General features: G+C 35.4%; 22 protein-coding genes. All 22 read left to right on the top strand.

Annotation, left to right across the window (positions count from 1 at the left end):
* Nucleotides 1–69 precede the first annotated feature (69 nt).
* Entirely contained in the window at nucleotides 70–1,050 is a 981-nt protein-coding gene (locus tag BUB90_RS02235) for a Gfo/Idh/MocA family protein (protein WP_073282288.1), read from the top strand.
* A gap of 160 nt (nucleotides 1,051–1,210) precedes the next feature.
* Nucleotides 1,211–2,746: a glycoside hydrolase family 43 protein gene (locus BUB90_RS02230; RefSeq protein ID WP_073282286.1), complete on the top strand. Its 1,536-nt coding sequence runs from the start codon at nucleotides 1,211–1,213 to the stop codon at nucleotides 2,744–2,746.
* A 254-nt stretch (nucleotides 2,747–3,000) separates the two neighbouring features.
* On the top strand, nucleotides 3,001–3,555 hold the full coding sequence (locus tag BUB90_RS02225; RefSeq protein WP_073282284.1) for a chromate transporter: 555 nt from the start codon (nucleotides 3,001–3,003) through the stop codon (nucleotides 3,553–3,555).
* Nucleotides 3,552–4,109: a chromate transporter gene (locus BUB90_RS02220; protein WP_073282282.1), complete on the top strand. Its 558-nt coding sequence runs from the start codon at nucleotides 3,552–3,554 to the stop codon at nucleotides 4,107–4,109. Before BUB90_RS02225 ends, BUB90_RS02220 begins: the two co-directional genes overlap by 4 nt.
* A gap of 126 nt (nucleotides 4,110–4,235) precedes the next feature.
* Nucleotides 4,236–4,613 carry a metal-sensing transcriptional repressor gene (locus tag BUB90_RS02215; protein ID WP_073282579.1) on the top strand — a complete coding sequence of 126 codons (378 nt, stop codon included), beginning with the start codon at nucleotides 4,236–4,238 and terminating at the stop codon, nucleotides 4,611–4,613.
* 264 nt (nucleotides 4,614–4,877) lie between these two features.
* Nucleotides 4,878–5,393: a helix-turn-helix domain-containing protein gene (locus BUB90_RS02210; RefSeq protein ID WP_073282280.1), complete on the top strand. Its 516-nt coding sequence runs from the start codon at nucleotides 4,878–4,880 to the stop codon at nucleotides 5,391–5,393.
* Between the two features lie 53 nt (nucleotides 5,394–5,446).
* Nucleotides 5,447–6,160: an ABC transporter ATP-binding protein gene (locus BUB90_RS02205; RefSeq protein WP_073282278.1), complete on the top strand. Its 714-nt coding sequence runs from the start codon at nucleotides 5,447–5,449 to the stop codon at nucleotides 6,158–6,160.
* Nucleotides 6,153–7,742 (top strand): putative ABC transporter permease subunit, encoded by a 1,590-nt coding sequence (locus tag BUB90_RS02200; protein ID WP_073282276.1) that lies wholly within the window; start codon nucleotides 6,153–6,155, stop codon nucleotides 7,740–7,742. Before BUB90_RS02205 ends, BUB90_RS02200 begins: the two co-directional genes overlap by 8 nt.
* A 205-nt stretch (nucleotides 7,743–7,947) precedes the next feature.
* Entirely contained in the window at nucleotides 7,948–8,523 is a 576-nt protein-coding gene (locus BUB90_RS02195) for a TetR/AcrR family transcriptional regulator (RefSeq protein WP_073282274.1), read from the top strand.
* Nucleotides 8,524–8,558: 35 nt separating this feature from the next.
* Nucleotides 8,559–9,686, top strand: coding sequence for a 4Fe-4S dicluster domain-containing protein (locus tag BUB90_RS02190; protein ID WP_073282271.1), 1,128 nt, complete (start codon nucleotides 8,559–8,561; stop codon nucleotides 9,684–9,686).
* 123 nt (nucleotides 9,687–9,809) lie between these two features.
* Entirely contained in the window at nucleotides 9,810–10,355 is a 546-nt protein-coding gene (locus BUB90_RS02185; protein WP_073282269.1) for a hypothetical protein, read from the top strand.
* Nucleotides 10,356–10,408: 53 nt separating this feature from the next.
* Nucleotides 10,409–10,975 (top strand): TetR/AcrR family transcriptional regulator, encoded by a 567-nt coding sequence (locus BUB90_RS02180; RefSeq protein ID WP_073282267.1) that lies wholly within the window; start codon nucleotides 10,409–10,411, stop codon nucleotides 10,973–10,975.
* A 264-nt stretch (nucleotides 10,976–11,239) separates the two neighbouring features.
* Complete coding sequence (locus BUB90_RS02175) at nucleotides 11,240–11,917, top strand: hypothetical protein (protein WP_073282265.1); 678 nt, start codon at nucleotides 11,240–11,242, stop codon at nucleotides 11,915–11,917.
* A 170-nt stretch (nucleotides 11,918–12,087) separates the two neighbouring features.
* On the top strand, nucleotides 12,088–12,765 hold the full coding sequence (locus BUB90_RS02170; protein WP_073282263.1) for a biosynthetic peptidoglycan transglycosylase: 678 nt from the start codon (nucleotides 12,088–12,090) through the stop codon (nucleotides 12,763–12,765).
* Nucleotides 12,766–12,881: 116 nt separating this feature from the next.
* Nucleotides 12,882–15,107 carry an alpha/beta hydrolase family protein gene (locus BUB90_RS02165; RefSeq protein ID WP_073282261.1) on the top strand — a complete coding sequence of 742 codons (2,226 nt, stop codon included), beginning with the start codon at nucleotides 12,882–12,884 and terminating at the stop codon, nucleotides 15,105–15,107.
* Between the two features lie 370 nt (nucleotides 15,108–15,477).
* Complete coding sequence (locus BUB90_RS02160; protein WP_073282259.1) at nucleotides 15,478–16,584, top strand: helix-turn-helix domain-containing protein; 1,107 nt, start codon at nucleotides 15,478–15,480, stop codon at nucleotides 16,582–16,584.
* Nucleotides 16,585–16,612: 28 nt separating this feature from the next.
* Nucleotides 16,613–16,831 carry a PLD nuclease N-terminal domain-containing protein gene (locus BUB90_RS02155; protein WP_073282258.1) on the top strand — a complete coding sequence of 73 codons (219 nt, stop codon included), beginning with the start codon at nucleotides 16,613–16,615 and terminating at the stop codon, nucleotides 16,829–16,831.
* Nucleotides 16,832–17,755 (top strand): ABC transporter ATP-binding protein, encoded by a 924-nt coding sequence (locus tag BUB90_RS02150; protein WP_073282255.1) that lies wholly within the window; start codon nucleotides 16,832–16,834, stop codon nucleotides 17,753–17,755.
* A gap of 10 nt (nucleotides 17,756–17,765) precedes the next feature.
* Nucleotides 17,766–18,530: an ABC transporter permease gene (locus BUB90_RS02145; RefSeq protein WP_073282253.1), complete on the top strand. Its 765-nt coding sequence runs from the start codon at nucleotides 17,766–17,768 to the stop codon at nucleotides 18,528–18,530.
* 575 nt (nucleotides 18,531–19,105) lie between these two features.
* A complete protein-coding gene (locus BUB90_RS02140) occupies nucleotides 19,106–19,915 on the top strand; it encodes a GNAT family N-acetyltransferase (RefSeq protein WP_073282251.1) in 810 nt (269 codons plus the stop codon).
* A gap of 128 nt (nucleotides 19,916–20,043) precedes the next feature.
* Complete coding sequence (locus tag BUB90_RS02135) at nucleotides 20,044–21,138, top strand: radical SAM protein (RefSeq protein ID WP_073282249.1); 1,095 nt, start codon at nucleotides 20,044–20,046, stop codon at nucleotides 21,136–21,138.
* A gap of 43 nt (nucleotides 21,139–21,181) precedes the next feature.
* On the top strand, nucleotides 21,182–21,811 hold the full coding sequence (locus BUB90_RS02130) for a TetR/AcrR family transcriptional regulator (RefSeq protein WP_073282246.1): 630 nt from the start codon (nucleotides 21,182–21,184) through the stop codon (nucleotides 21,809–21,811).
* Nucleotides 21,812–22,252 lie beyond the last annotated feature (441 nt).

The following is a 22,252-nucleotide window of genomic DNA, read 5'->3' as shown; positions in this document are numbered from 1 at the left end:
GTTTTTATAGTAATACACAGGATATACGTGTATAATAAGTAGTATATAGATAAAAGGAGGTATAAGAATATGAAATTTGCAATTCTTGGAGCAGGGAATATTGCGCAGACTATGGCGAGTACGATAAGTAAGATGACAGGTATTGAAAGCTATGCGGTAGCTTCTCGTGATTTAGATAAAGCCACTGAGTTCGCCACAAAGAATGGATTTGAGAAAGCATACGGTTCGTACGAAGAACTCGTGCAAGATGATGAGGTAGAATTGGTTTATATTGCGACACCCCATTCCCATCATTATGCACATGCTAAACTATGTATTGAACATGGGAAACCTGTGTTATGTGAGAAAGCCTTCACCGCCAATGCAAAACAAGCAAAGGAAATTCTTTCGCTTGCCAAGGAAAAGAAAGTATTTATTACAGAAGCAATTTGGACAAGATATATGCCAAGTCGAGAAAGAATACAGGCAGTTATTGATAGTGGAATAATTGGTGATGTGACTTCTGTAACTGCGAATCTAGGCTATGCGATTGGTCAAGTGGAGCGCTTAGTTAAACCAGAATTAGCAGGTGGAGCGTTACTTGATCTGGGAGTGTATCCGATTAATTTTGCTTGTATGGTTCTTGGTTCTAATTATTCAGAGGTATCTTCAACTGCGATAATAACGGACACTGATGTGGACAGCATGAATACAATTACCTTATCTTATGCAGACGGGAAGATGGCTTCTCTTCATAGCACATTCATGGCAAGAACCAATCGAATGGGAATCATTAGTGGGACACAAGGTTATATGGAGATTCAGAACATAAATAACTGTGAAGAGATTCGAGTGTATAATAGTAATGATGAATTACTTAAGAAAGAAACGTTTAAGGATCAAATAACTGGCTATGAGTATCAGGTGGAAGCTTGTGTAGAAGCGATGAAAAATGGTCTTTTGGAATGCCCACAGATGCCACATGCAGAAACAATTAAGGTGATGGAATTAATGGATTCTCTTCGTAAAGAGTGGGGCGTAATCTATCCATGGGATGAGACAGACAACTAATTAGTCAAGAATTGATAAGCAAAGCAGAATTGTACTAGTTATTAGCAAGTCAATTGAAGAATTACAAGGTGAAAATCGCTATACTTTTGAATATAACAACAAGCAAATTTGTTCCTGCGACCAAAAGTTCGCAGGTTTTAAGAAAGGCATGGTTATTTATATGAAAGTGACAAATCCAATCCTACCTGGTTATTATCCAGACCCATCCATCTGTGCAGTTGGAGAAGATTTTTACCTTGTGAATTCTACATTTACATATTTCCCTGGAGTACCGATTTTTCATAGTAGAGATTTGAAAAACTGGACTCAAATAGGTAACGTATTAACAAGAAAGAGTCAAGTTAGTCTTGATGATCAATGGCATTCTGGTGGTATCTTTGCACCTAGTATTCGCTATCATGATGGAACATTCTATATGATAACCACCAATGTAGGCGGTGGTGGTAACTTCTATGTTACAGCAACAGACCCAGCTGGTCCTTGGTCAGAACCGTATTTCTTAGTGGGTGCCGATGGAATTGATCCAACGTTATTCTTTGATGTAGATGGTAAAGCGTATTATGTGGGACAAAGAGCCAATTCTGACGGTGAAGCTTACTGGGGAGACTGTGAAATATGGATTCAGGAATTAGATCTAAAAGCAGGTATCTTATTAGGCAACTCTCGTGTCCTTTGGAGAGGTTCTATGAATCCTTCCAATTGGGTAGAGGGACCTCATCTATACAGAATAGGTGACTATTATTATGTAATGATTGCAGAAGGTGGAACAGGATTTGAGCATTCCGTAACCATCGCAAGAAGTAAGGAATTGTTTGGATCGTATGAATCCTGTCCGAGAAATCCGATTGTTACTCATAGACACCTTGGAAAGAATAATCCCATTATTAATACAGGTCATGGTGATTTGGTTCAGGATAAGAACGGTGAATGGTATATGGTATTATTAGCATCAAGACCAAAACAAGGCTATTGTAATATGGGAAGAGAAACCTTCTTGGCTAAAGTAGATTGGGAAGATGGATGGCCGGTGGTGAATAAAGGATTCGGAATCATAACAGATGAAATTGAGGTGCCATTGGAAGAACAAGAACAAACATATCATAATCACTGTTATCACTTCTATGAAAAAAAGTGGGATCCACACTTCGTATTCTTACACAACCCTGATGAATCGGCATATGAGATTCTTCCAGAACAAGGGATTCTAAGAATGCATGCCCGTAAGGAAACAATTGATGATTTAGTTAGCTCTACTTATGTAGGTGTGAGACAGCAACATCATCGTTTCCAAGCCTCTACTCGTCTAACTTGTAACATCGTGGAAGGTGAAGAAGCTGGTATGGCAATTGTACAAAGTAATGAATATTATTTAACAGTTACAGTGGTGAAAGAGGACGATAAGACCTATATGAAAGCGTTGATGAGAAACAACGAAGAGAGTTTTGAACTTGGTAGGAAAGAAATTATGCCTAGACCACTAGTAATTACAGTATCGGGACAAGATCAAGTACTTTCGATCCGTTATAAGCAAGATGGGAAAGAACAGGTTCTTGCACAGAACATTAACACGAATACCCTGAGTACAGAAGTGGCTGGTGGATTTGTAGGTTGTACGATTGGCATGTATATCACGTCAAAAGGTAGAGAGAGCAATAGTTTTGCTGATTTTAATTGGCTCTCTTATACGGGGCTATAATAATGAATAAGGTTGGTGGAGAATATGTCCCATTGACCAGCAATTTTTCTCAATGCATATAGTGTAATGGATAGTATTCTAAAAATTGAAGATAATTAGGAATAAAGAAAGCTGTTATTTGGTATTAGATAAGAAAAGATACTTATCTGATAACAATTAACAGCTTTATTCATTTAGACGATGGCGGAATCGCTCTATGTCTTATACATGAATAGAATGTGTCTTGTGTTTATTCGAATAAGGAGGTTTATCAAATGGGGCTGAAGAAACAATATGGGCAACTGTTCCTAACATTTTTTAAGATAGGTGCCTTTACCTTCGGTGGTGGCTATGCAATGATACCATTGATACGAAGAGAAGTTGTTGAGAGAAAGTGGATTGACGAAAAAGACATGATGGACATCATTGCGGTATCAGAATCAACGCCTGGGGCTTTTGCGGTTAATTCGGCTACTTTCGTAGGATATCAATTGGGTGGTGTTTTTGGAGCAATGATGGCAACACTGGGAGTAACATTGCCATCATTTTTAATTATATTAGCCATCTCTTTTGTCTTGAAGCAATTTGAAGAATTCCGTGCTGTACAATATGCATTTACAGGGATTCGTGCAGGAGTTTTCGTTCTTATCTTAAGCGCATGCTATTCTATGTATAAACAATGTAAGAAAAATTGGTTTAGCTATAGTATCATGGTGGCTGCGTTTATCAGTGTAGGTTTTTTTAACGCCAGTGCAATTTTGATTCTTATTCTATGCGCTATAATTGGGTTTTGTTTTAGCAGTATTATGGCTAGAAAGGATTCACAATGATATATTTTATGTTGTTTATTTCGTTTTTTAGAATAGGATTGTTTACCTTCGGTGGTGGTTATGCAATGCTACCTCTTATTGAGAAGGAGGTAATGAATAATAAGTGGATGGAACTTGATGAGCTGGTTAATTTCGTAGCAGTTAGTGAAAGTACACCAGGACCCTTTGCCGTTAATGTATCAACTTATGTAGGTAGTGTTGTAGGAGGAGTTTTTGGTGCGATTTCAGCTACACTAGGTGTTGTATTACCATCCTTTATCATCATACTTCTATTAGCAAAATGTTACGACAAGTTCAAAGAAAGCAAAATAGTGAATGGTTGCATGAATGGTCTACATCCAGCAGTAGTTGGTCTAATTGCAGCAGCAGCGCTATCAATTGGGAAATCGGTATTTCATATCAGTACAGAAACAATAGTTTCCAGTAGCGGGGTGTTAACTTCAATCGGTATTATTATAGTATCCATATTTATGTTGTACAAAAAATCAAATCCAGTTTGGGTGATTTGCGTGTCTGGATTAATTGGTATTGTTTCTGGTTATCTACTAGAGTAGATTACTTAAAACCCATGAGAATTTGGTTGATTAATAGGTAAAAACCAGTATAATTAAGGTAAAGAGAACCAGGGGGGTAATATGGGAAAAGTACAGACAAAGGGAACTCAAATCCATAAAGACGATATGGAAGATAATAAAATGCATACGCATATTCATGAGCAAATGCAATCGCATGAAGATAGCCATGGTCATAAGGATAATCAGATGCATGGTCATACGCACGTTCATAAGCATGTTCATAGTGCAGAAGAGAAAAAGGCTATCGTGAATCGATTATCTAGAGCAGCCGGCCATCTAGAAGCAGTTAAAAGAATGGTGGAGAATGATGTGGATTGTAGCGAGGTTTTAATTCAATTAGCAGCAGTTCGTTCGGCCATTAATAATACAGGTAAGGTAGTTTTGAAGAATCATATCAATCATTGTATTGTAGAAGCCATTGAAGAAGAGGATCATCAAGCCATTCATCAACTATCTGAAGCAATTGATAAGTTCATGAAGTAGACTATATTTGTACCATGAATGAAATAAAAATAAAACATAAATAAGCAAAGAAAGATGCCAAAAAAATGATCATTTGGTAGCATCATTCTTTGCTTATTTATGTATATAGCAATATAAAAAATAATAAAACAAGCAAGTGCATAGTTTAAATACCATTTTTGGTAATTTCTATAAAAAGTACTTGAATATTATTAAAAATGATAATATAATCAAAAGTGGTAACAATAAAATAAAAAGTTAATGAGAAAGTAGTGTAAAGATTATATGAATAAAGATTTTACTAAAGTTATTATGAATCCAATTAGGCAACGTGTAATTCAATTGTTGATTAGGAGAGGAACAGCAACTACAAGTCAGATGTTAGAGGAATTACAAGATATACCTCAGGCTAGTTTATATCGTCATCTAAGAATCTTGTTAGAGGCCGAGTGTATCACCGTTGTGGAAGAAAACAAAATTAGAGGAACCATTGAAAAGACGTATGGGCTTGCAAAGGAGGCATACGGTGGATATCAAAAGGATGAAGTATCGGGTTTGATTCAATCTACTTTATTATCATTAATGGGATCTTTTAAACATTATTTTGAAGATGAAGAGGCTGATCCAATTAAAGATATCTTATCGTTATCCACATCGACTTTATTATTATCCGATGATGAATTGCGCGAGATGTTAGACGAGATAGGACAGGTAATTAAACGGGGAGTAGATAATAAACCTTCTAAGGACAGAAAAGAACGTAGGTTTACATTTATACTATCCCCATGTGAAGAAGAGTAAGATAGTTAATTTAGATGTTTTGAAAGAAAGTTAGAAAGAAGAGGAGAGAGATCATGTTACAAATTAAGAATATTACTAAGCGTTATAAGGGTGGTAAAGAAGCAGTCTCAAACTTAAGCCTAGATATTCAGGCGGGTGATATCTACGGTTTTATCGGGCATAATGGAGCGGGTAAAACGACTACAATCAAAGCTGTTGTTGGAATTATTGATTTTGATGAAGGTGACATATTAATTGATGGTGAATCCATTCGTGTGAGCCCAATTAATTGTAAGAAGAAGTTAGCCTATATACCCGATAATCCAGATTTGTATGAGCATCTAACCGGGATTCAATATCTGAATTTTGTTGGTGATATATTCGAGGTATCAGCAAAAGACAGGGAAGATAAGATTAGAAGATATGCGAATGATTTTGAAATTACCAGTGTATTAGGCGATTTAATTTCATCGTATTCCCATGGTATGAAACAAAAATTAGCAATCATATCTGCATTGATACATGACCCTAAATTACTAATACTTGATGAGCCATTCGTTGGTTTAGATCCTAAGGCGGCTATTATTCTTAAGAATACCATGCGTAGCTTATGTGAGCAAGGTAGCGCAATCTTTTTCTCTACCCATGTACTTGATGTAGCGGAGAAACTTTGTAATAAAATTGCGATTATTAAGAATGGAAAACTAATGGCATCAGGCAACACGAACGAACTTACCAAGGGGCAGTCACTAGAAGATGTATTCATGGAGGTAGCTGATCATGCTTAAGCAGATTAGAAAGCTGGTAGGCGTAACACTGTGCAATACATGGGGAATTAATGTAGCGAGATATTCAAAGGATAAGAAGAAGGTAACAAACGTGTGGATGTTGGCAATTTCATTCCTAATACTTGCCTGTATGGGAGTAACCTATATTACTATGCTTGCATATGGTTTGAATCAGATTGGTTTAGCTGATATCATACCTGCTTACATATTAATGATAACAAGTTTGGTGATCTTAGTATTCTCTATACTGAAAGCAAGAAGCATCTTATTCCAGATGAAGTCCTACGAGATGCTTATTTCGCTACCAATTAAACCAGCGGCGATTGTTGCAAGTCGTTTTATCAGTATGTACATCGGTAATGTAGTTCTAAGTTTACTTACGGTAGTTCCCAGTTCGATCGTGTATGGAATCTATCAAAGACCCAATAGTTGGTTTTATGTAATGATGGCTATTAGTGTTTTTTTGTTACCATTAATTCCTATGACGATAGCAACTGCAATTGGTGCATTAATCATTGCTATTAGCTCAAGGATGAAACATAAAAACCTAGTTACAATAGTACTATCAACGATGTTAACAATGGCAGCACTGGTAGCATCCTTTGGTATGTCATCAAAATCAACGAATATTGATACAGGAGCTTTGGCTAAATTGTCAACGATTCTAACAAAACAAATCTATGCATTATATCCTCCGGCACGACTGTTTTCCCAAGGGATAATCAATCAGGATATGGTATCCTTTTTAGCATTTGTTCTTATATCGATAGGTGTGTTTTTGTTATTAGTATTAATTGTGCAGTGGAAGTTTGTTGAAATCTGTAGTGCGATAAATGCAAGGGCCACAAAGAATAATTTCGTTATGAAAGAGATGAAAGCGAGTTCAGCATTGATGGCATTTTATAAAAAAGAATTACGAAGATATTTTTCTTCCAGTATCTATGTAATGAATACTGCAATTGGTTATATTATGATGGTCGTTGCATGTATTGCGATGCGTGTTATGGGTGTTGATGAATTAGAAGAGACTTTACAAATGACGGGAGTCATTCACAAGGCATTGCCACTTGTAATGGCTGGTATGTGCTGCCTTATACCTACAACGATATGTTCTATCTCCTTGGAAGGTAAGCAATGGTGGATACCAAAGTCCATGCCAGTTAGTACGAAAACAGTATTAGATAGTAAGATTCTAGTGAATCTGACGATTGGATATCCTTTTGTATTCTTGTCAGCAATTATTTTGTTTTTTACGATAAGAACTTCAATAATTGGTTATATCATGCTGGTGTTAGTTCCAATTGTGTATATCTTGTTTATGTCAGTTGTGGGGATAGCAATCAATTTGCGGATGCCGATGTTTAACTGGGAATCAGAAGCTGTAGTCGTGAAACAAAGTGGCGCAGGATTCATTTCTATGCTCGTATCTTTGATAATCATAGCAGTTCCAGGTGTATTAATTGCTGTATTAGGTAATATGGATTCAAATAGTATTATGTTAATTACAATTGTAGTATTAGGATTGTTAACATTACTAGTATATCGCGATAATAACAAAAAAGTATTGAGTACAATTCAATAACTCAATCTTCGCACTCTAAGATTTGGAGACGTAACTAGCTGCTATATTCAACGTAAAACTCGTTCTAGCTTAGCTTCACACAAATAGTCAAGTAAATTATAGAATGATTGTAAATAAATTGAATAAAAAGATATTGACAAGTGAGCAAGTGCTAACATATAATAAATGTGAGCACTTGCTCACCTTTATCTAGAGGAGGATAGACATGTCAACTAAAGAAAGAATAATAGAAGAATCATTGAAACTGTTTGCTGTGAATGGGTTTGAAAGTGTATCTGTTAGAACAATTGCGGCTGCGGTAGGCGTAAGAGATAGTGCATTATATAAACACTTTAGCAGCAAGCAAGCAATCTTTGACACAATTGTGGAACAGAGTATCGAGCGGTTTAAACAACAATATACGAAAGTGGATATTAGGCATTTGAATTCTGACAATCTAGTAGATTCTTGTATGATGATGTTTCGGTATCAGACAAAGGACCCGTGGATTCAGCATTTTAGGCAGATATTAATTATTGAACAATTCAGAAATCCCAAGATTGCAGAGCTATATAAGAAGATCTTTATAGATATGCCTATAGCAGGTCAAAAGAGTATATTCGAAGAGTTAATACAAGCAAAGGTCATGAAGGATAACGATGCTTATGTAATGGCTATGGAACTATACGCTCCCTTTTTCTTGTTTCATACGGTAAAGGAGGAGGACGAAACTCTTGAAAGACACCTAAGAAAGCATGTGGAGAATTTTATGAGTAATAATCTAAATGATACGAAGGAATAACTAACAACAGGAATTTATTTGAAAGGGGTATGGATATGGGAAATCCGATAATTACTAAGAGGTTATGTAAATCAAATCGTATGATGAAAGGAATTCAAAAGGAAGATAGGAAGCAATATAAAAAGATTCGTGGTGGAGGAGCCAAAGCTAAGATCTATAAGGTTGTTAAATTGAATGAAGGAAGTAGCTTTGTTAACCTTGATATAAAGCAAGAGGAAAAGTTGCAGCAGGAAAAGTTGCAGAGCAATAGGAAAAGTAAGGGATTGAATGTAGAGAGTATCGTAGCAACAATCAAAGACAGCAATCTGGAAGGTTTAAGTGGAGGAGGTTATCAGGTAGCAGATAAGATACGAACTTTGATAGAGTCCAAGGAGAGCAAACGTATATTATTAGTGAATGGTGTGGAATGCGACCCAGGATTAATTCATGATTCATGGCTACTGAAGAACCGTCTTGAGGAAATTAAAGAAGGAATTGAAGTTCTCAATGCGTATATTGGATTTGCAGACATAGTAGTAGCTACCAAAGGATTACACAAATCAGAGGGAAAGATTCGTTTCGTTCAAGTGCCAAATCGTTACCCAATGGGGGAAGAACATATATTAATTGAGTTTATAACAGGGAAAAGACTTGGGAAAGAGGAGATTCCTGCAAAGCACGGAATCCTTATCTTGAATATTCAAACCGTCTACACGCTAGGACAAATTATTAAGAATGGCTATAATAACACAGGTAGATATCTTACAGTCGCTAATCTATTCACTTCACAAGCAACAGTAGTACGTGCTCCGTATGGAATGAGGATACGTACGCTATTGGAAAAAATCTATGGTAAGCAGGCGTCATTAGAAGCATACTGTGGCGGCGGAATTATGAATGCACATCCAGTTACAGAGGGGGAATGTGTGGATGTACATATTAATTTTGTGGGTTATCAAGAACCAATTCGATTTAGTAATCAAAATCCATGTAAGAATTGTGGCGCTTGTGCAAGAAAATGTCCAGCCAGGATACCCGTGAATGCAGTAGTGAAAGCTATAGAACGGGGAAACATAAAAGAAGCACAGTCAAAGCTTATGAATACATGTATAAAATGTGGCTCTTGTACGTATCATTGTCGCGCCAATAAGAATGTTATGGAGATTATTGAATCGTTGGAATAATTAACCTAGATAGAGATTAAGTGGAGTTTAAAATTGTGTTTATGACTACGAACCAATAATATGATGTAAATGTAATACGATGGACATTGAATTAAAGTAAATATAATAAGGGAGATTCATATCATGAAAAACAAAAGTAGAAAATGGATACCAATGCTATTAATTGCATTGTTTGGAATTACCTTATACTTTGTAGAATTTAGTCCGTATAGTAGTAATGAGTTAGCAAAATATAATCATGGTTACGGAACCTTCGACATGAAGGCCTATGATGTGGAACAGGTAAATCAAGTACTTACCAATATGGAGCCAAAAGGATTTACAGTATATCGCCAATATTTTGTATGTGATTACTTGTTTATTCTAACGTTTGGTGCATTGCAATTCTACCTATTATACATAGTGTATGCTTTTGTTAAGAGTAAGAAGATAAAAGGGCTTTTGTATGTAATACCAGTAATAAGAGGAATATTCGATCTTGTTGAGAATACGTTACTGTTAATTGTATTACAGCGTTTTCCGGAGGATATCAATTCGTTAGTCAAGGTAGCAAGTCTAGCAACTCAAGGTAAGTTATGGTGTATTCGAATTTGGTGTGTTGCGTTCTTAGTTGGCGTTGTGGGCCCAATATATAGTAGAAGAAAAGGAATCAGAAAGTTGTTCTTCTAGAATTTCGTAATTGATTATGATACAATAAGGGTACGATGTAGGAGGAATGCCACGTGTCAAAGATTACGAAGAAAGCATTAGCAGCTTCATTAAAGAAGCTATTAGCAGAGAGACCACTAGATAAGATTACTGTAATTGATATTGTTAATGATTGTGAAGTAAATCGCCAGACATTCTATTATCATTTTCAGGATATTTATGATTTGTTAGAATGGGTATATTTGAACGAAGCTACGAAGGCTTTAGATGGTAAGAATACGTATGATACCTGGCAACAGGGATTTTATTATATCTTTGAGTATGTACAAAGCAATCGAGAATTCGTACTTAACACATACAATTCTGTTAGTAGAGATTACCTAGAGAATTTTCTATATAAGGAAACGTATGCGTTATTAATTGGAGTTATTGAAGAAAAAGCAAAGGGAATGCAAATTAAACAGAGCGATAAAGATTTTATTGCAAACTTCTATAAATATGCATTCGTAGGACTTATGTTAGATTGGATTCGAAAAGGTATGAAGGAAAACCCATCGTATATAATAGAGCATCTAAATATTCTTATTCATGGCGATGTGTCAAAAGCTCTTAAGAAATTTCAAAATTCTGAAAAAGAGTGAACTTAAAACTCGCTTTAAAGATTTAGAAAATGAATCAATATGTTTAAACTTTTACAATGCCAAGACCTCGTTGGGATTCTCAAATGGTCTTGGCATTGGCTTTGTTCAGATTAGGATTAGGATTATCACAAAAGGTTTCCATTTAATCAAGTATCTCAGTGAAGTTTTTATACAATTTTAAAATATTTTCATAAAATAGACATCATATGCCTTTCCCAATATTATAATAGTAAATAGTAAGAGAATATAAAAGGAAGGCAAAGTATGCGAAAACGTTTGTTGTTAGTTACTTTACTAATCGTGTTCATTCTAAGTTTTGCAGCTTGTAAGAAGAAGGAAAGCAGTAAGGGGTTTAATCCTCCGATGAAAGGGATAACCTGGGGAATGACGCAAAGAGATGCGTTAGCAGTTATTGGCGACGCGAAATACGAAACGGTTGAATTAGATGATGGAATGCATGTAGCAGTTATTCTAGCAGAGCCAATCACGAAATTCGGTTCAGATGCACAAATCTATCTGCTGTTCTCGAAGGAATTATGTAAGATTACAGATCATGGTGGTAGACTGCAAGCAGTAGTTATGAGATATCCGAACATTACAGAAGAACAGTTACTTACTAATATGACAGATGAGATGGGAGATATAACGAGAGATTCTTCTCCTATGAAAGAAGTTAAGAATTACATATGGGATAGTAAAGCTGTTTTGAAAGATTTGCCTAAAAAAGATTATAAGGCAATCAAAGATTTTATGACAAATAATGAATCTACGAAATTATTAGTTGATCCTGACAGTGGAGTTGCTTTCAGTACTCCACCAGAACAACAACCAATTAATGCAATTGCTTTAAAGAAAATAACAACAGCTGACGGAGATTCATTAAGTGTAGTATATTATGGTGACTGGGCTTATCTGTTGAAAGTAATTAAGGAAGAACAATAGACAATAGATGTAAAACCTTACAAAAATGTTAGGTTACTGTAAGTTAGATAAATGGTAGCGATTACCCCCTTCTGTTATTATAATGTCATATAGTGCATAGAAAGTGATTTACAAGATTTGAAGAAAATTTGCACTTTAATACGTTATATATAATAGAAGGGGGTTTTTCTATGAGTAAAAAAAGAAAATTATTATATGGTGTTCTTGGATTTTGTCTAGTTTGTATGATAGCTGTAGGTTGTCTAGTTACACCAATTATTATACGTGGATATGCTATGTACGAAGCAGCAGTCACTGAAATTAGTATTGATGAGAAGGTGGCAGAGATTCAGTCAGACGAAGATTATCTACCGTTGGATCAAATATCCGATGAATACCTTACTAGTCTTGTGAAATCAGAGGATAAGAGATTCTATAAGCATAGCGGAATTGATTACTTAGCAACAGCTCGTGCTATGATTAACAATGTGAAAGCAAGAGCCTTCAAAGAAGGGGGAAGTACGATTACACAACAGCTTGCTAAGAATATGTTCTTCTCCTTTGATAAGAAGTTAGAACGTAAAGTTGCCGAAGTATTTGTTGTTAGAGAATTAGAAGACAAGTTAACGAAAGAGGAGATTTTAGAATTATATTGCAATGTGATTTATTTTGGTGAGAATTGCTACGGCATTAAGGAAGCGGCAAATCACTATTATGGAGTTGAACCAAATGAACTTACAACAAACCAAATAGAGGCATTGGTTTATACGATTAAATCACCTAATAATTATAATCCAAGTGCCAATCAAGTATATGCAACCTATGATAGCAAAACCACAACTTATTTTCTGCAAAATTCGACCAATTAATTTACAATAGTTCCCTACCATTCTTAAATTGACATTATTATTACGAGATGCTAAAGTGATAAGCAAGCACTAACGTAATAGTAATATGGATATAGAATTACCAGGAGGGGGTAACTATGGAGAGTAACAGTAAATTAAAAATGATAAAAGATTCAAAAAATAGAGTAATAGCAATAGTAAAAAAAGTATGGCATATATTCCGTTCCTATTGGCAAAGAAACTTCGGAGATACGTATAAAGGCCTTGCCATCTGTTCTGTATTAGTAACCGCAATAGGAGTGGCTGCAGATTTGAAGTTGTATTTCTCGCCACTAAGTATAAAGATCTGTTATCTAGTAGGAGTAGTGATAACGATTGTACTGTTTTGTTTGATATTTCTTGCATCTAAGGTACTATTTGGGAACAGAAGAAAGGGACTCATATACTGGTGCCTTCCTGTTGTAATTATCTATACAATTGCAACCGTAGCGACGCAAGGGGATCGGACGGATGCTAATTTTTACCTAGCTGTTCTTACCGTTATCCTTCTAGATTTCTTTGGAAGAAGTATGTGGGCAATCGTTAAGTTAAGAAGACGAACGATTACCCTAGTTATCACCTTAGTTATTACAACTTCGGGGTTGGGTATTATTGGAGCACTACTAACGGATGAAGGATTCAAAGATCAATATATTGAGGATTATCTCACAATGAAAGAGGAAAAAATACTTGATGATAACCTGCTTAAGGTAGATAATGCTTTCAAAAAAGCTACGGTGAAGGGAGATTATGAAACAACATCATTAGAATATGGTATTGGTGATTCTTTTGATTTACAATCTTCTGTATACAACTTATCAACATTTGCGCAGAGAAGTTCTGTCTCTGGTTGGGTAATGAATCAGTACTTTGACTATGATTTAAAAGAAGCGCCTATAACAGGAAAGGTATGGTATCCGGTTACAGAAGATGAGTGTCCGGTATTATTTATCGTGCACGGAAATCATAACTATACAACCGATTCTTATCTTGGTTATGATTATCTAGGTAAATATCTAGCATCAAATGGTTATGTTGTAGTATCGGTTAATGAGAATAGTTGTAATGAGTTAAGTAATGAGAATGATGCTAGAGCAATTCTATTGCTTGAGAATATTAAACAAGTTCTTAAGTTTAATAAGGATAAAACGAATCCACTATATGGAAAAATTGATGAAGAAAACATAGCAATTGCAGGACATTCAAGAGGTGGAGAATGTGTATCTACGGCATATCTATTCAATGAATATGACGTGTATCCGGATAATGGTAACATTAAATTGGATTATAATTTTTCAATCAAATCAATCATCGCGATTGCGCCAACCGCTGATCAGTACATGCCTGCACAGCATGAAGTATCAATATCAGATGTGAATTATCTGCTCATACATGGGACGAATGATCAAGACGTACGAACGGTTATGGGGAACAAATTATATAAGAATACCACGTTTAGTGGGGAAGGAAACTACTTTAAATCTGCACTCTATGTAGCAGGAGCCAATCATGGACAATTCAATAGTGAATGGGGAAGGTATGACATGGGATTTCCGAGTCACTATTTCTTGAATGTTAAGAATCTGATAACAACGAAAAATCAAAAAGAGATACTTAAGATATTCACAAAGTTATTCTTAGACGTAACCTTGAAGGGGGACGAGACGAATAAGGAATTATTCAGTAATTACCTTGCTTATGAAGAGTATCTTCCAAAGACGGTTTATCAACAATTGTACCAAGATTCCAGTTTTGATTGTGTAAGTGATTTTGAAGAGGATTCGGATCTAACAACTGCAACCATGTCAGGTGCTAAGATCTCCACCTCCCGTACAAGGATATGGGAAGAGATGAAGACTGCATATGGTGACGGTGGTACGAATGAGAATTATGCACTTAGACTTAAGTGGAGAGATACGAATGAGGCTACAGTCAAGTTTGAGATACCTGTTTATGAGATGACGGGTAAAGATCTGCAATTCGATATAGCAGATATGAATGTAGAAAATGAGAATGGGGATAAGCAAATAATTGATGGAACCGTACGTATTACGGATATCTTTGGTAACGTAGCTAATGTGAAAATCAGTGATACTACTATAGTATATCCTTCGTTACCAGTACAATTATATAAAGTGGATTTCTTGTTTAATGAATATGAGTACAAACATCAGTTTCAAACTGTTTCTGTGAAAGAAGAACAATTCTTAACAGATAATGCAGAAATTAAAACAGATAGTATCACTTCAATAGAGTTTATATTTGATGATATGGAATCTGGACATGTCAAAATTGATAATATTGGTTTTAGAGTAAATAGGTAAATTACATCGAAAGAACAATCTGCTAGTGCAGAAGAAATATTTTCTACTAGTTAATTGTTAACTGCTAATTTAACCAAAGTAATAAACTCTATGGGGAAGAGTACCTCATAGAGTTTTTTTTTGTTAAATCGAGTGACATTGAACCGCAGTTTTGTGTTGGCTGAAAGTTCGCTAAAGTTTCTTAATGGTTAACTTTATCAACCGAAATCAACTACCATTCCATTGTATTTTTGTAGTTTATAGGTATAATAAAACTATACGTATTAAGGAGGCAGGTCCCTCGTGCTTACTTCAAGTAGTACAATAGGATATATCGACCTACGCAACATTTACAAAGCCTTTGACTTTGGAAAGGAGTCACTAGATTCATATGAAAGAAATTAATATTGCTAAGAAAATTATAGAGAAACGTAAAGAAAGAGGAATTACACAAGAAGATTTAGCTAGTTATGTGGGGGTATCGAAAGCATCTGTTTCTAAGTGGGAGACGGGACAAAGTTATCCAGATATTACGATTTTACCAGTACTTGCAACTTTCTTTGATATATCAGTCGATGAATTACTGGGATACTCTCCGCAGTTAACAAGGGAAGCTATTCATGAGGTATATATTTCTCTATCGGAACAATTCGTAAATGAAGGTTATATCAAGACATTAGAAGTAAGTGAAAAGATTAGTAAGAAATACTATTCTTGTTTCGAGTTGCAATTACAATTGGCAATATTATATCTCAATTATGGGATTGGAGCACCAACAGAGGAATTGAAAAACTTAATGATTGCTAGGATAATAGATATAAGTAAGCGCATTAAAGAGGAATCAGGAGATCCTTTATTAATGAGGAATGCTAATTCTCTAGAAGCAACAGCGAATCTAGTACTCTCGAAAGCGTTGGAAGTTGTTGAATTACTAGAGGACACAATGGTTCCAGCACAAGCCGATGAAGTAGTTTTAGCCAATGCATATCTAATGTTAGGAAAAACAGATAAAGCTATCGAGACCTTACAGTTTCGAATCTATGAGAATGTGATGCATATCATTAATGAGTTAAGTTCATATATAATGTTATTTATCACAGAGAAAGATAGATTTGAAGAAATCAAAAAAAGAACACTGCAAATAGCAGATGCTTTTGAGTTAGAGAAGCTAAATCCAAATATGATGGTAAATTTCTATTACATCATTGCTACTGCATACGTACAACAAGGTCAAACAGAAGCTGCTATCGATTATCTTAATCAATATGTTAGCGTTTGTAAATCCTTTGAATTCCCTGCAAGATTACAAGGAGATGAGTTCTTCGATATGGTAGAGAACAAATTTGATCTGTTTGATTTAGGTACCGTATCACCAAGGGATGAAAAATCAGTTAAGGCAAGTATGATAGCAGCGATAAAAGATAATCCAATTTTTATTGGGATCAAGGAGCAAAGCGAGTTCAAGAATATGATAAAACAGTTAGAGTTGTTACAGTAAATTATTATATATGAAGGAGTGTGTTTTTATGTATTTATCAACAGGTTTAGAACAGTTACAAGAATATTTACCATTGTTATTACCATTAATTATTGTAGAATTGGTTTTAATGATTACGGCACTAGTACATGTATTGCGTCACAACTCGTATAGATTTGGAAACAAAGTGATGTGGGCAATTATTGTAGTTGTTATTCAGATTTTTGGACCAGTGGTTTATTTCGTGCTTGGAAGAGGAGACGAATAGATGAATATTCTTGAAGTTAATGAAGTCAGTAAAGCTTTTGGTAAGCAGGTAATCTTAGATGGTGTGAATTTTCATGTGCCGGAACATTCTGTATTCGGTTTCCTAGGACAAAACGGTGCGGGTAAGACTACCACAATGAAGATTATTCTTGGACTCCTACAAGCTGACCAAGGGGTTGTTATGGTGAATGGAGAACGGGTAACGTATGGTCAGACTAAGACAAACCGTTACATAGGATATCTCCCAGACGTGCCAGAGTTCTATGGTTATATGAAGCCACTGGAATACCTTGCTTTGTGTGGTGAAATCACGGGGATGAAGAAGAACGAATGTAAGTTAAGGACGGAAGAGTTACTAGATCTAGTAGGATTAGAGAAAGCAAACAAGAAGATTGCAGGATTTTCTAGAGGAATGAAACAGAGATTAGGTATTGCACAAGCATTATTAAGTGAACCCAAACTATTGGTCTGTGATGAACCAACATCAGCTCTCGATCCAATTGGAAGGAAAGAAATTCTTGATATCTTGTATAAGGTTAAGGATAAGACTACGGTAATGTTTTCAACACATATTCTTTCTGATGTGGAGCGAATATGTGATAATATAGCATTAATACATCAAGGAAAGATTCAAATGCAGGGGGACTTGGTAACAATTAAAACGAATCATGCGAAAGAAGGAATAGAGATAGAATTTTCTAAAATAGAGGATTTAAAACGCTTTCAAAAGGAAGCGAAAGATCTAGCAAATGTATTCAAGGGGAAAGAAGATAGTCCTTTAGCAATTGAATTAAAGGCAAGTAACATGAATGAATTGTCCAAAGTTTCATTACAAATTCTAGCTCAAAATGATATAGTTCCAGTTAAATTTATGTGTGTAAAACCGACGCTTGAAGATCTTTTTATGGAAATCGTGAAAGAGTAAAGGAGTAACTATGAAAGCATATATAGCATTTACAAAAAAGGAGTGGCTGGAGAGCATTCGTACGTATCGATTCTTCATCTTATTAGCAGTTTTCTTTATTATTGGAATTATGAATCCTATAACGGCGAAGATTACACCAGAACTTCTGTCTAGCTTAGCAACAGAGGGGATTACGATTACAATTCCAGAACCAACAGCAATGGATTCGTGGCTTCAATTTTATAAGAATGTACCACAGATGGGGTTGATTGTTCTTGTAATTATGTTCAGCGGAGGTATGACGGGAGAATGTAGTAAAGGAACTTTTGTCAATATGGTCACAAAGGGCCTTAAGAGGAGTACAATTATTCTTTCTAAATTTACGATGTCTGTATGCATGTGGACAATAAGTTTAGCACTATGTTTTATGATTTCAACATACTATACTGCTTATTACTGGAATATTGATGGATTGGAACAAATTTTACAATCAGTAGCGTGCTTATGGTTATTTGGGGTCTTCTTGATTGCGATACTACTTCTTATGGGGGCAATCGTTAGGAGTAATTATGCCTGTTTATTGTTAGTAGGAGGTGTAGTAGTTACACTATTTCTAATTAACATGGTTCCAAGGTTGCAGGAATTTAATCCAATCCGTCTTACATCAGGCAATATGTCATTAATAACTAGTGAGATGGCGATTGCAGATTTCGTTTATTCAATAAGTATTACAATTATATTAACGGTACTTAGTTTACTAGGAGCAATTATGGTATTCAATAAGAAAAAACTGTAGATGGAAATTGTTGACACATGTGAGGTTATATGTTAATCTGATTGAAGAGCAAACACAATGAATAATTCTAGGCTCTAAGGAGGAGAACATATGTTACGTGTAGAGGATCAATTCAGATAACTGAATAGGTATGTTAACATAAGTGTTGTTACTTATGTTAACGTTAAAGTATCCTTTATGTATGTTCTTAACTTAGAATTTGATTCTGAATAGAAAGCAATGTATAAGACACACGAGGGTGTGTCTTTTTCGTGTTATGGGGAATTCATCGGAATTTTCTGTGATAGGTTTATGAAATACACGCAGTAAAACTGCACACATGAGCAATTATGTATCTATGTACATTGATTTACTCTGCTGTCTGGAATTCGTGCTTTCTTTTAAGAGTCTATAACGATAAATCAAACTACCATACTATAAGAGCATACAGGATGCTTATTGTATGGTAGTTTTTTCATTTTTATTTTAGAGAGATAGTGTGAAAGATGAATCTTACACACGGCGATTTGGTGCCAAAAGTCAACAAGTTGACTTGCACAAAGCCGCCAGACTTTTGAAGGGACAGGGTGATTTATATGAATTTTAACTTAAAAAAAGTATCGATGAAAGAAGCAATGCCAATTTATGAAAAGTATATACAGACCTTCTCCGGTGTCGTAGATGACTTTTGGGAAGAACATATCTTGAAGGGAGACATTTACCTGATATCGGCTGAGGGAGAAGATATGGTTTGTGGTTGTTTTTCAACCAGGCTATTATGGAATGACGATACCTATCTTACTTCGTTTTATGTGGAAGAAATGTATTATCCATATGCAAGGGATCTAGTAGAGAGGATACTTAAAGAACACAATCTAACTCGAGCATTTGTAGCGACTTGTGATGAAGCATTCTTATCAATCTGTATAGATTTACATAAAAAGATTGAACTGCAAGCGTATTTCTTTGATGGAACAATTCCGCACAAGGTCAGGGAACCAGAGTTTACAAGAGATTGTATTAAGCAGATTGGAGTGCACGAGAGTGAATGTATTCAAAAGATGCGTGAAACCACAGGGGATTTCTTTGATAGTTTCACCTTAGAAGACTTTACAGAAGGAAGATATGCCTTATATCAATTAGAGAGTGAAGGAGAGGTTTTGGGATATGGAGTGATTGTGCCAAATCAGATTCAAAAAGGATATTTGGCATGTGGAATGATTACCATTGAAGAGAAACGAAGAAAAGGTGTAGGCCGAAGTTTGCAATATCATTTGGGGGATATCTGTAGAGAACAGGGGGGGATACCGATATCAGGATGTTGGTATTATAATCATCTAAGCAAGAAAACAATTACGAGTGCTGGACGATATGCGAAAACAAGATTACTTAATATTAGTTTCTAAATAGAAGTAATTACTTTACAGATAGTACTTGACAGGATAACACTTGTTAGCTATTATATAATCAGGCTAACAAGTGTTAGCAAATGAAAATACTTATTGTAAATTCTAATATGGAAAGGAGTATTACAATGCAAGAAATTAATTTGGGGGAATATTTATACGGTGGAATTGAGAGAATCATTAAGGGAGCAATGAAAGCGACTTTGAAAAATCCAAAAGAATCTGTATTCTTAGGTAAATATACGTTATCAGCGAAGAAAGCGGCGAAGATACGAAAAGAGTATGACGAGAGCAATATACATATACCAGCATTCTTAATTGCTAGTATTACTACTCAATGTAATCTTCATTGCGCTGGTTGTTATGCTAGGGCAAATCAATGTTGCTCAGATGTGGTAAGCCTAGGACAGTTAACGAATGAAGAATGGAATACTGTGTTTTCACAGGCTGAAGATTTAGGGGTAAGCTTTATCTTGTTAGCAGGGGGAGAACCATTTCTTCGCAGAGATGTGGTAGAAGAGGCAGCAAAACATAAAGATATCATATTCCCGGTCTTTACCAATGGTACCATGTTTGAAGAAAAATATATGAAGCTGTTTGATGAGAATCGGAACTTAGTACCAATATTAAGCATAGAAGGGCAAAAAGAAGCGACTGATATGCGACGGGGAATTGGCATGTACGAGACTTTGCAGGAGAACATGACGAACCTACAGAGGAAAGGAATTCTATATGGCGTATCAGTAACAGTAACAAAGAGTAACCTTGAAGAGGTAATGAGTGAAGTTTTTACAGATATGTTAGTAGATAAGGGTGTTAAAGTAGTTATCTATGTAGAGTTTGTTCCTGTAGATGAGAAGACAAAGGGGCTTGCCATTAACGATAAGGAACGTACATTGATGGAACAACGGCTGGTAAAACTTAGAGTGGAACAACCGCACCTGGTTTTTGTATCTTTCCCCGGTGATGAAAAGACTTCAGGAGGTTGTTTAGCAGCTGGAAGAGGATTCTTTCATATTAATGCAATGGGTGGAGCAGAACCGTGTCCGTTCTCTCCATATTCGGACACGAATGTTAGAGACAATACACTATTGGAGACACTACAATCACCTTTGTTTCAAAAACTGCGTGCAGACAATATTCTGATGAAAGAACACGTTGGTGGCTGTGTACTGTTTGAACAAAGAGAAATAGTAGAGGGTTTCATGAATACCAAGTACTAGCCAATTGCGAAACTATGCATTCAGAAAAGGAGACACGAATAGTATGAAATCTTTTGAAGAAATGGGGACCAAAGAAAAGATACTTTATATGGCACTTGAATTATTCTCACAGAGTGGTTATGAAGGAGTATCGATGCGGGATATTGCAGCTGCGGTTAACATAAAGGGCAGTTCTATATATAAGCATTATAAGAGTAAGCAAGACATCTTTGATTCCATTGTAAAGTATATGGAGATTAGATATGATGAAGCAATGTCCTTGTTTCATCTCCCACATGGAGAGGCTTCCAGTGTAGTAGATTCTTATATGAACATTACAGCGGATAAACTTTATGAGATTGTATATAAGATATTCTTATATTTTCTTCAGGATCCTTACACGTCCAAATTCCGTAGAATATTAATGATGGAACAATATCGAAATCAAGTGATTGGCGATACATTCAAGAAAATATATTTTGAAAATGCGTTAAACTTTCAAGAAGAATTATTCAATGTATTAATGGAACGTGGCATGTTGAAAAAACTAGATGCTAAGAGTATGGCATTACAGTTTTATGCCCCAATCTATCTATTGATATGTCAATATGATTCGTTAGATGGTAAAGAAGAGGAAGCACAAGAAATAATAAGGAGACATGTTTATCAGTTTTTAAAACTATATGAGATGTAAGCTTGTATAGTGATACATATTACTAAAATAAGGAGATTATGGTTGACAGATGGGAATTCGTAAGATATTATACATATATAAATGAAAAGAAAGCTAAGTGTAAACTATAAATAAGAATTTGTTTACATAGTATGGAGGGACGAAGATGATTATTATTACTTGCTAATTTAAATGGAAACTTAACAACACATTCAGAAGCATAACAACGTTAGTTTGTATATGCAATGTTTTTTGAATGCCATTTAGCAAGTATAGTATCTTTTGTCTATCCCGGTTGGAGTGAAATCCGACTAGATAAATAATGCGAGTATCTTATGTTTTATATACTTGTATTAGATAATCGGAATAAGATTATCTAGTATTGTGTGACGTACATAAGATTAATTTACGCTTTTATGTTGATAAAAAGACGCTAGGTATTTGCCTCGCGTCTTTTTTGTG

Origin of the sequence: Anaerosporobacter mobilis DSM 15930, from assembly GCF_900142955.1 — a bacterium.
GTDB classification, from domain to species: Bacteria; Bacillota; Clostridia; order Lachnospirales; family Lachnospiraceae; genus Anaerosporobacter; species Anaerosporobacter mobilis.
The sequence above is the reverse complement of the archived record's forward strand: the minus strand, read 5'-3'. Positions and strand labels throughout refer to the sequence as shown.